Consider the following 13,710-nt stretch of genomic DNA (forward strand, 5'->3'; position numbering starts at 1 on the left):
CGGGCGCCATAATGCCATATTCCGCGCGGCCATCGCAGGAAGACGCCGTCAACGGTGCATTGATCGCGCGAGACCACGACCGGTGCGTCACCCGGTTCCGCCGGTCCGCATCCGAGCGATTCACACGCACCGCGCGGCTGCCTCCTGGAAACCAACTCATACAAATCTTCTGGACTGCCAGCGATATATGACGAGCAATCCGTTCGTCTGCCGTTTTGCCTGCATCCGCCGCCGATCGAGTCGGCTTTGGTCCATCCTTGTTGTTGCGGTGATCGCGTACTCCATCCAGATTCAACTGGCCAAGGCGGATCCCATGTTTGCGCTTCGGTTCCTTGCGGCATGACGATCAACGGCGCAAGGATCAGCGGAACGAGCAGCAGCGCGATGAGATGCGCACGGCGGCGCTTGTGCTCGGGTGAAGGCGTATGTGATGATGGCATAGCGCGCTCCTTGGGTGCGCTCAACGAGCGCAATCAACGTCCGACGACGACCAAGGTCATAAACGGATAGTCGCCTTCGTAAGGAAAGACGGCGACGCCGACCGACGTGATATCCTGAAGATCGCCGAATTGGGCGCGCATGTCCTCTCCACCGAAAAGGCATGCGTCGGACGACGACTGCGTGGGGCGCTCGACAGGCACCATTTGGATGAAGCGAAGGTTGTTCTTTTCCAACAATGCATAGTTCCCTTGATTGCCGCTGCGCACGGCGGCGCGCCAGGCTTCGACGGCGAGGGCGTCGAGCGCCGGGTCGCGCGTCAAGGGGCGTCCGACGGCGCACTGCACGGCGGCGAACGCCGCGTCGTGATAGCGCGCATCGGGCATGCGCGCCTCGATGAAGTTGGCGGGAGCGTCCGGCGGGGGGGCGCCATCGGCGCGATACGCTTCGACCGGCACGGCGGCGGGGCGCGCGATCGGCGGCTGTCCGCCGACGAACGGGGCGGGCGTCGCGGCGACGACCGGCGCGTTCGGGTCGCCGAGGGGCGACCCGCTCGTCGCCTGCGGACGAAGCAGCCACGCCGCCGCTATCGCCGCGATGGCGGCGGGGATGACCACGAAGGTCAGCAAGGTCAGGCGATTGCGTTGCAGGATGAGACGAACCATGCATCCTCCGTTTGTACGAGGGGGGCGCGCCGCACGGCGCACCCCCGCCGAATAACGATCAGGGACGGCGACCGGTGACGACGACCGCGCCCCAGCGGTAAAAGACGACGCCGACGTCAGTTTGCGTCGAGTCGGCGAGCCGGTTATGACTGAAGTTCCCGGAGCAGGGCTCCCCCGCTGCGCCGTACTCCATGATACGCCGCGCGACCTCATCGGCGGACGCGCCGCCGAAGGACGCATCGAGTCCGCAGGGGAGCTGCACCGGGTCATAGGGACAGGTGACGTTGTGCCGCGTGGTGACGCTGCCTCCATACCCGGCGTCGCGCGCCCAGTCGTCGAGGGTGAGCGGACCGTGCGATGGAAGGGTCCCGCAGACGTTTCGGGCGGTCAGGTCGTCGGCGACGCGGCGGGCGACGGCGTTGAGCGCGGCGTTGAGGGTCAACGGCGGCGCGTTGTGATCGCGCTCGGCGCGCAGCGCGTTGATGCGCGCCAGGAGCGCCGCGACCACCTCGCCTTCCGACGGCGGCGGATCGACGCCGAGCATCGCCGGGATGGCGACGCAGCAGCCGGCGAACGGACCGACGAGCACCGGCGCGACGCCGACGCCGATGACGGTGCTGTCACGGTTCATGAGGATGTCCCAGTGCGGCGGGCTGCTGCGGTAAATCTTCACCGCATCGGCGGCGTCGACGGCGGCGCCCAGCCCAACTTCGCCCGTCCACCAGGGATAGCCGGCGTCGCGCGCGCGCGAGGCGGGCGTTGAGCCGTCCGAGCCGATGTGACCGCCTGTGCCGCGCGCGGCGAGGTCGTAGGCCAGGCGGCGCGCGGCTTGGGTCAGGCGCGGCTCTTCGCGCAGGGCGCGGCGACCGAGGGCGGCGCGCTCCAGGTTGATCAGGCGAATAAACTCAAGTTCGATGTCGCGGCGCGCCGGGGGATACGGCTCCGGGCGCGCGATGAGCGGCAGATAGACGGTGAGCGGCGCGCTCTGCGGCGCGGCGACCGGGTCCGCCGGCGAGGTCGGAAACGCCGACGGCGCGGCGGGCGGCGTCACCGGCGGAGTTGGGAACGCAAGCGGCGCGGCGGGCGGCGTCGCTGGCGGAGTCGGAAACGCCAATGGAACGGCGACCGAATCATCAGACGGAGTCGGGAACGCCAACGTCGAAGTCGGAAACGCCAGCGGCGCGGCGGGCGTGGGACGGACGCGCGCTGCGGCGTCGAGCGAGAGGCTCAGAAAGGCGGCGAGAACCAGGATGACGACGATGCGAACCGGTAATGCGGGCATGATGCGACACCTCCAAGAATCAAACTGCTCCATGATATGGTTGCATCATAGCGCACAACAGTTTCCATTCTGCAACCAGACGCCGTATGCGCCGGTCGCGCACAACGCAACGGCGTTCGCGCTGGCGAAGCCGCAGCTTCGCGCCCGAACGCCGTCTGCATATCGCGGCTCGTCTTTCCCATTGCGCCGCTTCCGGTTCTGCGCCGCAGTATAGCCCGCTGCGGCAGAGTTGTGAAGACCAACCACGTCACACGATGGTTCCAGGTGATGGCAGGCAATGGTACGGGGGGCTTACAGCGCGGCGCGATGAACGCGCAGGCGATTCTGTGTTCTGGTTCGGAAATGTTTGCTGCATCCCGACGCCTTGTTTGTCTTCTCCCATCTGCCCCGCTCCTGCGTGCGTTCAAGGGCGGACCGCGCGCATGCGCAGAGCGGGCAGGCATGGCGTTGGGATGCGCCGTTGTATCCTCACCCCAACGAGTCATTGCGAGCCGCCGCAGGCAGCGAAGCCATCCCCTCACCGCGCCACCACCGCAGGCGGCGAAGCCATCCCCTCACCGCGCCACCACCGCAGGCGGCGAAGCCATCCCCTCACCGCGCCACCGCCGCAGCCGGTCGAAGCACTCTGTTATTGCGAGACCGGCGCAGCCGGTCGAAGCACTCTGTCATTGCGAGACCGGCGCAGCCGGTCGAAGCAATCCCGCCTCCCCTGCGGGTGTTCGCGGGCATTACAAGACCGCCGCAGGCGGCGAAGCAATCCCCTCACCGCGCCACCGCCGCATGCGGCGAAGCGATCCCCTCACCGCGCCACCGCCGCATGCGGCGAAGCGATCCCCTCACCCCCTGCCCCTCTCGCGCGCGCGGGAGCGGGGAGACCGGCGCCGCGCACGCGACCGTCCCACGGTGAGCGTGCCGATGTTCGCGCGGGGGTTCGGTCCGCCCTTAAAGCGCCGATAGCGAGAGGGAGTTCAGGCATTCTGATACTCGGAGCAGACAATGCAGGCGTGCGCGCGATGTGGAAGGGGGTAGAGGAGTTCGGTCACTGCGCCTGTTGCAGAGGCGGCAGTTCGCCGGCGGCATCCAGGAGCGGCACAATCTCGCCGGGGTTTTCGACGACAGCATCGGGAAGGATGTTGGGCAGTAGGGGAAACTCCAGGCTACGCACCCAAAGGGCGCGCATGCCAGCCTGCTGCGCGCCGCGCACATCTTCCTTTGGATTGTCGCCGACGAAGACGGCATCTGCGGGGTTGACGCCAAGATGGTCGAGCACGTGCAGGAAGACCTGGGGATGGGGCTTCCAGATGCCGAAATCACCGGAGAAAACGGCATATTCGATATACTGCCACAACCTCAGTGCGATCAAGTCTTCACGGTGCAGATCGCCGGGCCAGATGGTATTGGAGATCAGACCGATGCGCACGCCGCGCGCGCGCAGCGCCGCCAGAGTCGCTGCCGCTCCTGGCATAGCAGTCACTCCATCGCGCAGCGGGCGGGCATAGTGGTGAACCGCTTCCATGAGCGCGCCATCGGAGAGCGTTAGATCATGGTCGGCGGCGCCTGCGGCGATCCAGTCCATAGCGCGCAGATTAATGCGCCCGCCGGTTGCCTGTTCCCATCCCTGCGCCAACCGCTCGAACATGCGCGCGACGAACGTTTCTTCTTCAGCGGCAATCGGATGCCCCTGTGTCACCAGGTAGTGATACAGCCTGCGGATGCCGCGCTCCTCGGACTCACGCCAGGTTCCGTTGCCGGGGCGCGGATACCGGAGCAGTGTTCCGCCCATATCGAACACCACCGCCCGGATCATGGCTTCCTCTCTGCCGCCTCGACGATCTGCCGCAACCAATCTTGCCAGACGCGCCGATTTTCGATCACAATCTGCCGCACCCGCTCCAGATCGCCCTCTTGCGCCGCCTGGTGCGACAGCGCCAGCGACTCCTGGAACGCGCGCGCCATGTCGGCCACGGCGCGGCGCATTTCAGCATTCAGCGCGCGTTGGCGTTCGAGTTCGGCTTGAAGATAGGCAATCAGGCGCCGCGCTTCATCGAGCGTCAGGTTCTCCTCTGGGTCCATCCCTGTTCCTCTATGCGTGCATGCGTCGTTGCCAGAGTGTGTACAACAATGGAATGCGCACACAATCATATGCCGGAAGGTAGCGGATCGTCACGCCGCCAAATCCTTTTTTGAAGCGATAGACGCCGTAGAGCGGGTCGTGCTCCGCCTCTGCTTCGAGGCGCGCGCGCGCGGCGGGATCGGCGGCTGCGGCTGCCTGCCCGAGCGCGTCGGGAATACCCCAGAAATCGTAACGGGCAGCGCCGCGCGCGCGCGCCCACTGGATTGCGCGCCACTGAATGGCATGCTGGGCGCCGCACTGTAACCCTTTGGTCGTCGAACCGCTGTACAGATAGATTGCCGTTGTTCCCCACGTTGCCGTCATCGCCGTTGCAATCGGCGCGCCGTCGCGTTCTGCCAGCCACAGGCGCACCGCGTCGCCAAAGAGTTCCAGGACGCTTGCGTAGTACGCGCGCGCGTGAATGGCGAATCGGGCGCGCGCGCCGGTTTCCCGCACAATGGCGTAGAAGGCGTCGAGATCGGCGGAAGGGTCTCCTTCCCGCACCGCCACCCCTTCCCGCGCGGCGCGTTTGATGTCGGCGCGGTGCCCTTTGCTCATGCCCGCCAACAGACGTTCAGGTTCCGGCGTCAGATCGAGATGGATGGTGCTGCGTGGCTGAATGGGCGCCATTGGGTGCATAGCGCGGTCGATCAGCATGGCGTGCAGTGCAGCAGCGCGCGCATCATCCTCGGTCAGATTGGGTTCGACGCGCACGAACACAGCGCGGCGACGGCGCCCCAGGCGCGCCAGATCATCGAGCAACAACGCATCAAGGCGCCTGTCGCCGCTGAAGAGCGGCCCGCGCGGAAGGTACAGGGCGCTCAGTCCAAACCGCTGCTTTTCCAGCGCCAGTGCGCCTGCCCGAATGATGCCGTCGGCAACGACCGCGCGCAGGTGCGGTTTCCAGCCGAAACGCGCTTTCAGCGCGCCCCACCCCGACGATTGCAGCAGATGACCGTCGGGATGCGCCAGAACGAACGCATCCCAGGATGCCCGATCAGGTATGACCACGCTCGCCGCGGCGACCGCAATTGCGTGTTCTGGATGCTGCTCAATCACGTGTTTCGCCATATCCGTTCGGCATACCCGTTGCGATCCTGCGCCAGCGCCGCATGATATGCCGTAATTGCCGTTTCCATCGCCGTTGCGCCGCCGAAGAGCGCCGCCATCTGGCTGCGATACGCGGCGATTGCCGCGATTTTCGCCCGTAGCGCCGATGGATCGAACAGGATGAGTTCAGCGGCAAGAGGCGTCGCAACCTCAGCCAGGCGTTGCTCAACGGCGCCGGCGATCAGCGCGTAGTTAATGTCGTCATAGAACGCAATACGATCGGGCGGGCAGGCAAGCGCCGCCTGGAAGACTGCCAGGTGATCGACGTGATGACCAATGCCGAGTGGCGCGTAGATCGTCGCCTGTGGCGCGCGTTCGACCAGCATGGTGAGCAGGTCGCGCACCTGTGGCAGCAATGGATCGTCGGGAACCGGAGGGCGGTAGAGTGTGGCGCGACTATGATACGCCTCTGGAACGCGATAGATAGCGTCGAGCCAGCCGGCATAGACATAATCGACACCCAGGATTGCCATGGCGGCGGCATCTTCGGCGAGTCGCGCGCGCAGCACCTCGTCCGGTGCGAGTCCCCATTCGGCGTGAAACTCGACCGCCACCGCGTTGAAGATCACGCCGGGTGGCGGAGGCGCAGTGCAGAGCGTGATCACCAGCGCCTGTTGGGGCGCCGCAGCGATTGCCCCGCCGCACGACAACGCAGCATCGTCGAGGTGCGGCGAGAGATACACGCGATCATAGCGCGCCAGATTGACATCGAGACCGATCACGTGAGCAGTCATCTCCGACGCGAAGACGCAACGTTTCACCATCGTGTCTTCTGTCTTTGCGTCTTCGCGTCCTTGCGTTTGCTATGCTGACACGAATCTGAAGTGCGACCGGGGAAGCGAAGGCAAAGCCTTCGCCTCCCTAACAATCGTTTCCGTGAAAGTGGACGTTTCAACAAACGGCGGCGATTTTTGACTTCACCTGCCCAATGATCGTTTCCGAATAGGCTCTAATGCGCAGTCATTGAGACAACAATGGTTTGAAAAGAACCCGGTATTGCTCGTTGAAACCCACGCAGGCGAGCTTGACAACAGTACGCCAGAGCGCACGTTCGCCTCTGGCGGATGCCGCCGGAGAACGGCCTCAAGCGCTGGCGAAAACCCGGTGGAAACGTCCGCCGACGTATCCTAGTTATTGCGCCAGTCGCCGCCGGAGAAACCTTCTTCGAGCGTCAATTCATCGAGCGCTTCGGCGGCTGCCTGGCTGCGCGCTTCATCGTCGCTACCGCTGATGCGTTGCAGGGTGCGGCGCGCCGTTTCGCCGCCGATCTGACCGAGCGCCCAGATCGCCGCCAGCGCCACCTCAGTGTCGGCATCGTTGCAGAGACGAACGACACGCGCCACCAGTGAACGCGCCAGGTCTGCCATTTCGCCGGCGGCGCGCGCGGCTTCGTAGCGCAACGCCGGGGAAGGGCTTTCGAGTTCGCGGCTGACAATCGGGAGCCAGCGTGGCAGCATCGAACGCCCCATTGCTGTAAGAGCGCTTTCGCGCATCAATTGATCAGAACTGGCATATGCCAGTTCGATCTGCTGTTGCACTGCATCGCTGGCGGCGAAATAGCCAGCGCTCTCGATAGCGCGGCGACGCACCTCGGTCGGTTGCGCCGGATCGCGGATCAGCGCCAGCAACGCATCGTGCACCTGCTGACCATACACCGCATCGATCTCTTCGATTTCCGCCATGTAGGCGAAGCGCCCGAGCGCCATAGCCGCTGCGGCGCGCACCTGCCCGGCAGGGTCGTGGAGGAGCGCCAGCATTCGCCGCAGAACCGGCAGACCGTCGCACTCCCACAACCCTTCGATGGCGCTGGCGCGAACCGTCGCATCGGCATCGTCGAGCAACCACTGGAACATCACCGTGAAATCGAGGTCGATATTGTCCTCAGCGAGTTCGACCATCGCGTGGGCGATTTCGATGCGTCGCCCGACGGGAATGCGCTGCCACTCCGTCCAGACCGTTGCGTGGTCGTGCGGGTCGAGTCCGGAGAGGGAGCGCAGTTCACGCATCGACAAATGCTCGCGCGCTGCAAGGGTCCGCAGATGAGCGGCAAGGTCCATAGTTGGTGTTGGTCACTCCTCGTCGTCGAAATCCTCGTCGTCCTGATCCTCGTCTTCTTCCTGTTCGAGCGACGGTGGCGGCGTATAGAACCACCATCCCGGACGGCTCTCATCGGGAGTGAAATCGTCGCCCTCGGTGAGCAGATGGGTCAGATACTCGCGCGATGCGGGACGCAACACATTCAGAGCGACGAACAGCGTCTCGAACGCAGCGGCATACTTTGGTTCCGCGCGCGTCCCAACCGGTGCGCCGATAATCTCGAAGACGTGTTCGAGCATCAGGTCGGCTTTCCGTCGCTCATTCATCGGGAACGCCTTGAGGTTGCGCAAGCGCCCGTACTGCTGCTGATTCACCAGCATATCAGTATCGACGACACAGGCGTAGGACATGTTGGCAAATGTGAATTTGGGCGTCTTCTTGGTTTCATCGAGCACCAGCAGACGATCCTGCGTCTCTTCCTGTTCCTCATAGGTAATGGCGAAGGTGCGGGGATCATCGGTGCGCATGAGCGTAATCAGGGCGCCGGGAACCAGGTAATCGTGGAACAACGTATCGAGACCCTGCAACCACCCGCCGCGATTGCCGGTGGGATAGCGCAGTTCCACGAGCGTGCTCACATAGTGTTGCGGCAATTCGAAGCGCAGCACCGCGCTGCGTTGATCGGCGAGCAGCGGCTGCGGCAGGAGCGCCGCCAGTGCGCGCGTCAGCGGCAAGATGCCATACTCCCACTCAAAGAACGTCAGAATATGGCTGACCTGCCCGCTGGTGCGAATGGATTCGGCGCTCTGCTCCGCCAGGCTATCATCGAAACCCTCCTCAATATACCCGGCAATCTGCCCCATTTCACTCGCCTTGACCCGCTTAGTGCCGATGGCGGGCAGGTTGCGCACCGACCAGAGGCGTGCTCCCTCAATGCCGACGAACTCGAAGTCCTTTTCGCGGCTCAGGCGATAGTTGAGGGCGAAGCGAAAGACCTCATAATCGCTCTGGCGCGGATTGTGATAGAAGATGTCGGCGATGATCTGCGTATCGAGCAATGGTTCGCCGACTTCCTTGATGTAATCGCTAATGCGTCGCAGATCGTTCTTGCCAAAACTCACGAGCGCCGCTTCGGGGAACGCCTGATTGCCGAAGAGCACCAGGCGGCGGAGCGGATCGTTTTCGATAGCCGCGCGCAGGTGCGACATGAGGGCATGACCGTGTTGCGCCATCAATTCATCGACCGGACGGCGCAGGTCGATCTGTAGACCGTTGGGCAGCACGATCACCGTATTCAGCGGTGTTGGCTCGGCAGGCGAAGCGATCTGGCGTTCCTCCTGGCGTTCCTCTTCGAGAAGCACGCTGTGGCTGACCGGTTCCACCACTTCCGGCGCTGCCGCAACCGGTTCAACCGGCGTTTCGACGGTTGATTCGACGACAACCGGAATCAGCCCGGCCTGCTGCTGCCAGTATTCCGAGATAAACACCGGTTCGACCGTGGTCAGCGCCGGGCGCGTGGTGGTCACCACCACACTGATGTCATCGACGGGAAGCGGATTTTCCGGTTCGTACAGCCGCTGCTTGAAGGTGTGAACGGTATCGACCTGTGGGGGAATATACCGACCGCGGCGCGAGGTGATGAACACAACGTCGCCGTTGGTCTCCTGGCGCATAAAGATATGATCATTGGCGCGCAGCGCTTCGTCGATCAATCGCGCCGCCTCAGCGGGATCCATCTGGCGCTGCCGGGCGTAAAAGTCTGCCAGGTTTTGCAGCGTCTGACGGATGGGCGCATCGAAGGCAAAGAGGCGTCCCTGCGCGGCCATCAATTGATAGATTTCTTCCGCCAGCGCCTGCTGCGCTTCGGTGCCGGTGAACGTCGGACGCTCAATTGTGCCTGCTGTCATGCCTGCTGTTCTCCTGCGAGCACCAACTCGCGCAAAATTTCCAGATAACGCTCCGTCAGGCTCTGGATGTCTTGCGGCTGACCCATGGCGCGCACCTGCTGCGCCAATTTGTCCATGGCCGTTTCCCCGTAGGTGATGTTCCTTCCATCCATCGTGCCGCCACCCTGACTTCATTGACATTGAAACAGACAAGGCGCAGCCCGACGTTTGCGCCGATGCTGCGCTAGATGTCTATTATACCACAATCACAAGCGGCGATTCACGTGGTTTGAAGCGTTTGACTTTTGCCGCCCTTTGTGCGACAATGACCGCGTCCGGTACACGAACAGTTCAGTATTACCGCTGGTCGTGCGATAGTTCGTCAAGACAAGAGCCAACCGCAGCGCTTCGGTCTGTTGACGGCCGAACGCGCGTTGTATTGCGTGAACATTATAGCGCGAATGCCATCAGAACGCCCAATCTACCCGTTTAGCGCGCTGGTCGGGCAGGAACGCCTCAAGCGCGCCCTGATCCTGAATGCGATCAATCCACGAATCGGCGGCGTGTTGATCCGTGGCGAGAAGGGCACCGCCAAATCAACCGCAGTGCGCGGGCTTGCCCGCCTCCTGCCGCATATTACGGTCGTCGCCGATTGCCCCTACAGCTGCCCGCCGGACCGCCCGGCGATGATGTGTGAGATGTGTGTGGCGCGGTTGCGGCGCGGTGAGGAGTTGCCGGTCGAAGAACGACCGACTCGCCTGGTGGAACTGCCGGTTGCCGCATCGGAGGACCGGGTCGTCGGTTCGCTCGACCTCGAACACGCCCTGACGGAGGGACAGCGCCGGTTTGAGCCGGGGTTGTTGGCGCAGGCAAACCGCGGGTTACTGTATGTGGACGAGGTCAATCTGCTCGATGATCACCTGGTCGATGTGCTGCTCGATGCGGCGGCGATGGGGGTCAATACGGTCGAGCGTGAAGGGATCAGCGTGTCGCATCCGGCGCGGTTTATTCTGGTCGGCACGATGAACCCGGAAGAGGGTGAATTGCGCCCACAACTGCTGGATCGCTTCGGTCTGGTGGTCGAGATCAGCGGGTTGACCGATATTGTCGGTCGGGTTGAGGTGATCGAGCGGCGCCTGGCATACGAGAGCGACCCGGATGCGTTCGTTGTGCGGTGGCGTCAGGAAGAAGAGGCGTTGGCGCAACGCATTATTGCGGCGCGCGCGCTGCTGCCGGCGGTAACGATTTCGCGCGGCGATATGGCGGCGGTGGCGGGGCTGGCGCTCGAATTGGGGGTCGATGGGCATCGCGCCGATCTCGCTATTCTCGAAACGGCGCGCACCCACGCCGCCTGGTCGGGGCGCGCGCGCCTGACGGTGGAAGATATTCGCCTGGCGGCGGAACTGGCGCTGCCCCACCGGATGCGGCGCCAGCCGTTTACGGAGGTCAAACTCGATGAAGCGCGCGTCGGGCAGATTCTGGATCGCGTGAAAGGCGAGATCGGCGATGAAGCGCCGCCGTCCGCCGAGTATGTAAAAAAAAAGTTGACGGCATGACCGCCGGGCAGCCGGATGGCGACCGGCGCAGCAGTGACGATGGCGATGCGCCGCCGCCGCCAGCCCATGCGGCAACCGAGTCGGAGGCGTCCTCTGGCGACGGGGATACAACGCAAGGCGGTAAAACTTTTGTGAGCGATCCGGCTTTCCGCCCGCAGAAGATCGAAGGCGCGCGCGACCGGTTGCAGCGTCGGGCGCCGGGCAGGCGCAGTCGTACCCGGACAACGCGCAAACAAGGGCGTTATATCACAAGCCGCCCGGCGGAGCGGATCACCGATCTGGCGCTGGACGCGACTCTGCGTCAGGCGGCGCCCTATCAGCGCCGACGCCGCGCAGAACGTGGCGAGAGCGCTGCGCGACAGCGGGTGATTGTGCGCCGGAGTGATCTGCGTCAGAAGGTGCGGGTGCGCAAGACGCGCAATGCGGTCTGCTTCGTGGTCGATGCCAGTTGGAGCATGGCGGCTGAGGAGCGAATGCGCGCCACCAAAGCGGCCGTGTTGTCGCTCTTGCGCGATGCATATCAGCGCCGTGACCGGGTGGGGCTGGTCTCGTTTCAACGCGATTATGCGACGCTGCTGTTGCCGTTGACCAATAGCGTCGATCTGGCGCAGCGTCAGTTGCAGCAGATGCCGACCGGTGGCAAGACGCCGCTCTCGCGTGGGCTGTTGCTGGGGTATGAAGTGCTGGAACGCGCGCGTCGTCAGGACCCGGAGGTGATGCCGTTGCTGGTGTTGCTCACCGATGGGCAGGCGAATGTGTCGATGAGCGATCTGCCGCCGCAGGCCGAAAGTTATGCGCTGGCCGATTTTATCGCGGCGCAATCGATACCGGCAGTGGTGATTGATACCGAACATCCGATCTTCGAGCGCGGGCTGGCGCGGCAACTGGCGCATCACCTGAAGGGGAGCTACTACCGGCTCGAAGATGTTCAGGAGCGTGGCCTTGCCGATCTGGTGCGCGCAGAGTTACGTGACCGCACACGCTAGTGTGGGGTTGTGATAGACAAAAGGACAGGTAACTAAACCAGGAGGACGGTTGGTCATGACCGATCAGGAGCGTCCCGTCGAAGAGCGGAATGAACTGCTGGGCGATTCGGCGCCGACTGCGGCAGGCGTTGCGGTGGCGGACGCGGAAACTCAGCAGCAGTCGATAGAGTCTCCCCCTGTTGGGGAAACGCCGGATGGCGCCGGGGCGGCAGCGGATGTGAGCGACGTGGCGGTGTCGTCTGATGGCGGCGATAGCCGCGAATCCGTCCGCGCCGCCGATGAGTCGCCGGCTGCGGTGGCGGAAAGCGCCTCGGAAGCGCCGGTTCCTGCTGCTGAAACGCCGCCGACCGGGAGCGCCGAAGTCGCGCCGGAAGCGGCGGCGCCTGCCGGTACTGCCGAAGCCGCAAGTTATCAGGCGCCGGCTGAAGCGCCAACCGGACGCCCGCGACGGGTGAAGGACCTGGCGCCCGGTATGGAACTGGAAGGACGGGTCACCTCGATTGCGCTCTACGGCATCTTCGTTGATATTGGCGTCGGGCGCGACGGTCTGGTGCATATTTCGGAGATGAGCGACACCCGTATCGAATCGCCGAGTGATCTGGTCAAGATTGGCGATACGGTGAAGGTGCGGGTAAAGAGCGTCGAACCCGATGGTCGCCGGATCAGCCTGACGATGCGCATGAAGGAGCGGGGCGCGGAACCGCGCAGTGGTCGCGGCAAAAAGAAGCCCGAGGTGGATTACGATAAACTTGCTGCGCTGCGCGTCGGCGATAATGTCGAGGGGACGGTGACCGGGCTGGCGCCGTTTGGCGTGTTCGTCGATATTGGCGTCGGCAAGGATGGGCTGGTGCATGTGTCGGAACTGGCGGAAGGGCGCGTCGAAAAGGCTGAGGATGTCGTGCAGGTTGGTCAGACCTATACCTTCAAGGTGCTGGAAGTCGATGCCGAGGGCGCTCGCATCAGCCTGAGTCTGCGCCGGGCGCAGCGTGGTCAAAAGTTGCAGCAACTGGAGAAGGGGCAGATTCTCGAAGGCACGATCAGCGGTCTGGCGCCGTTTGGCGCGTTCGTCGATATTGGCGTCGGGCGCGACGGGCTGGTGCATATTTCTGAGTTGTCGAACGCGCGTGTGGCGCGCGTCGAAGATGCGGTCAAGGTTGGCGATAAGGTGCAGGTGCGGGTGCTCGATGTCGATCCGCAGAGCAAACGGATCAGCCTGAGCCTGCGGCTGGAGGATACGCCGCGCGAGCCGCCGCCGCGTGAGGAACGACCGCGTGAGGAACGACCGCGGGAAGAGCGACCGCGCATGGAGCGCGCAGTGCGCAGCGAAGGGCGCCCGCCGCGTGAAGAGCGCCCGCCGCGGCGTGAGCGTGTCAGCGATGCCTACTCCCCGGAGGAGGATGATTTTGGTGGGAATGCCACCCTCGACGATTTGATGTCGAAGTTCGGCGGACCGCGCCGCAGTGAGCGTCGCCGCCGCCAGGACGATGACGATGATGTGGAAGACCGGAGTCTCCGCCGCCAGCGCGACGCTATTCGTCGCACGCTCCAACAACTCGACGACGATTGAGATTCTTGACATATCGCTTTCAGCACGAGTATAATTGCCAGAACCGGCGCGGCATTGCCGCGCCGGTTGG

At 64.0% G+C, this 13,710-nt stretch carries 12 protein-coding genes; 3 read left to right on the forward strand and 9 right to left on the reverse strand.

The features are described 5' to 3' along the window. Positions 1–473: 473 nt before the first annotated feature. The 9 genes from RCAS_RS07210 to RCAS_RS25560 all read right to left on the reverse strand — a co-directional run bounded on the left by RCAS_RS07210 (position 474) and on the right by RCAS_RS25560 (position 9,704). Positions 474–1,103 (reverse strand): hypothetical protein, encoded by a 630-nt coding sequence (locus RCAS_RS07210; protein WP_012119935.1) that lies wholly within the window; start codon positions 1,101–1,103, stop codon positions 474–476. Between the two features lie 58 nt (positions 1,104–1,161). Then, a complete protein-coding gene (locus RCAS_RS07215; protein ID WP_408638384.1) occupies positions 1,162–2,364 on the reverse strand; it encodes a CAP domain-containing protein in 1,203 nt (400 codons plus the stop codon). 1,060 nt (positions 2,365–3,424) lie between these two features. After that, entirely contained in the window at positions 3,425–4,192 is a 768-nt protein-coding gene (locus RCAS_RS07225) for an HAD family hydrolase (RefSeq protein ID WP_012119937.1), read from the reverse strand. Then, entirely contained in the window at positions 4,189–4,458 is a 270-nt protein-coding gene (locus RCAS_RS07230; RefSeq protein ID WP_012119938.1) for a hypothetical protein, read from the reverse strand. Before RCAS_RS07230 ends, RCAS_RS07225 begins: the two co-directional genes overlap by 4 nt. Before the next feature lie 10 nt (positions 4,459–4,468). After that, a complete protein-coding gene (locus RCAS_RS07235) occupies positions 4,469–5,569 on the reverse strand; it encodes a lipid II:glycine glycyltransferase FemX (RefSeq protein WP_012119939.1) in 1,101 nt (366 codons plus the stop codon). Next, complete coding sequence (locus RCAS_RS07240) at positions 5,554–6,372, reverse strand: PIG-L deacetylase family protein (protein ID WP_012119940.1); 819 nt, start codon at positions 6,370–6,372, stop codon at positions 5,554–5,556. The genes RCAS_RS07235 and RCAS_RS07240 overlap by 16 nt, the downstream gene beginning before the upstream one ends. A gap of 363 nt (positions 6,373–6,735) precedes the next feature. Then, on the reverse strand, positions 6,736–7,614 hold the full coding sequence (locus RCAS_RS07245; RefSeq protein WP_232280197.1) for a HEAT repeat domain-containing protein: 879 nt from the start codon (positions 7,612–7,614) through the stop codon (positions 6,736–6,738). A 63-nt stretch (positions 7,615–7,677) separates the two neighbouring features. Next, positions 7,678–9,552: a hypothetical protein gene (locus RCAS_RS07250; protein ID WP_012119942.1), complete on the reverse strand. Its 1,875-nt coding sequence runs from the start codon at positions 9,550–9,552 to the stop codon at positions 7,678–7,680. Continuing rightward, complete coding sequence (locus tag RCAS_RS25560) at positions 9,549–9,704, reverse strand: hypothetical protein (protein ID WP_012119943.1); 156 nt, start codon at positions 9,702–9,704, stop codon at positions 9,549–9,551. Before RCAS_RS25560 ends, RCAS_RS07250 begins: the two co-directional genes overlap by 4 nt. Before the next feature lie 288 nt (positions 9,705–9,992). Between RCAS_RS25560 and RCAS_RS25895 the strand changes: the two genes are divergently transcribed. Genes RCAS_RS25895 through RCAS_RS07265 form a run of 3 tightly spaced genes read left to right on the forward strand, consistent with a single transcriptional unit; the run spans position 9,993 to position 13,640 of the window. Continuing rightward, positions 9,993–11,087, forward strand: coding sequence for an ATP-binding protein (locus tag RCAS_RS25895; protein WP_012119944.1), 1,095 nt, complete (start codon positions 9,993–9,995; stop codon positions 11,085–11,087). After that, on the forward strand, positions 11,084–12,073 hold the full coding sequence (locus tag RCAS_RS25900; protein WP_012119945.1) for a vWA domain-containing protein: 990 nt from the start codon (positions 11,084–11,086) through the stop codon (positions 12,071–12,073). Before RCAS_RS25895 ends, RCAS_RS25900 begins: the two co-directional genes overlap by 4 nt. Positions 12,074–12,128: 55 nt before the next feature. Next, the gene (locus RCAS_RS07265; RefSeq protein WP_012119946.1) at positions 12,129–13,640 is read left to right on the forward strand and encodes a S1 RNA-binding domain-containing protein; all 1,512 of its coding nucleotides are present in this window, start codon (positions 12,129–12,131) and stop codon (positions 13,638–13,640) included. The last annotated feature ends 70 nt before the right edge of the window (positions 13,641–13,710 follow it).

The organism is Roseiflexus castenholzii DSM 13941 (genome assembly GCF_000017805.1).
GTDB lineage: Bacteria > Chloroflexota > Chloroflexia > Chloroflexales > Roseiflexaceae > Roseiflexus > Roseiflexus castenholzii.

What these genes read in the sequence shown, in the direction of transcription:
- RCAS_RS07210 (WP_012119935.1), bottom strand. Translation starts at nt 1,103, where the DNA reads ATGGTTCGTCTCATCCTGCAACGCAATCGCCTGACCTTGCTGACCTTC.
- RCAS_RS07225 (WP_012119937.1), bottom strand. Translation starts at nt 4,192, where the DNA reads ATGATCCGGGCGGTGGTGTTCGATATGGGCGGAACACTGCTCCGGTAT.
- RCAS_RS07230 (WP_012119938.1), bottom strand. Translation starts at nt 4,458, where the DNA reads ATGGACCCAGAGGAGAACCTGACGCTCGATGAAGCGCGGCGCCTGATT.
- RCAS_RS07235 (WP_012119939.1), bottom strand. Translation starts at nt 5,569, where the DNA reads ATGGCGAAACACGTGATTGAGCAGCATCCAGAACACGCAATTGCGGTC.
- RCAS_RS07240 (WP_012119940.1), bottom strand. Translation starts at nt 6,372, where the DNA reads ATGGTGAAACGTTGCGTCTTCGCGTCGGAGATGACTGCTCACGTGATC.
- RCAS_RS07245 (WP_232280197.1), bottom strand. Translation starts at nt 7,614, where the DNA reads ATGCGTGAACTGCGCTCCCTCTCCGGACTCGACCCGCACGACCACGCA.
- RCAS_RS07250 (WP_012119942.1), bottom strand. Translation starts at nt 9,552, where the DNA reads ATGACAGCAGGCACAATTGAGCGTCCGACGTTCACCGGCACCGAAGCG.
- RCAS_RS25560 (WP_012119943.1), bottom strand. Translation starts at nt 9,704, where the DNA reads ATGGATGGAAGGAACATCACCTACGGGGAAACGGCCATGGACAAATTG.
- RCAS_RS25895 (WP_012119944.1), top strand. Translation starts at nt 9,993, where the DNA reads ATGCCATCAGAACGCCCAATCTACCCGTTTAGCGCGCTGGTCGGGCAG.
- RCAS_RS25900 (WP_012119945.1), top strand. Translation starts at nt 11,084, where the DNA reads ATGACCGCCGGGCAGCCGGATGGCGACCGGCGCAGCAGTGACGATGGC.
- RCAS_RS07265 (WP_012119946.1), top strand. Translation starts at nt 12,129, where the DNA reads ATGACCGATCAGGAGCGTCCCGTCGAAGAGCGGAATGAACTGCTGGGC.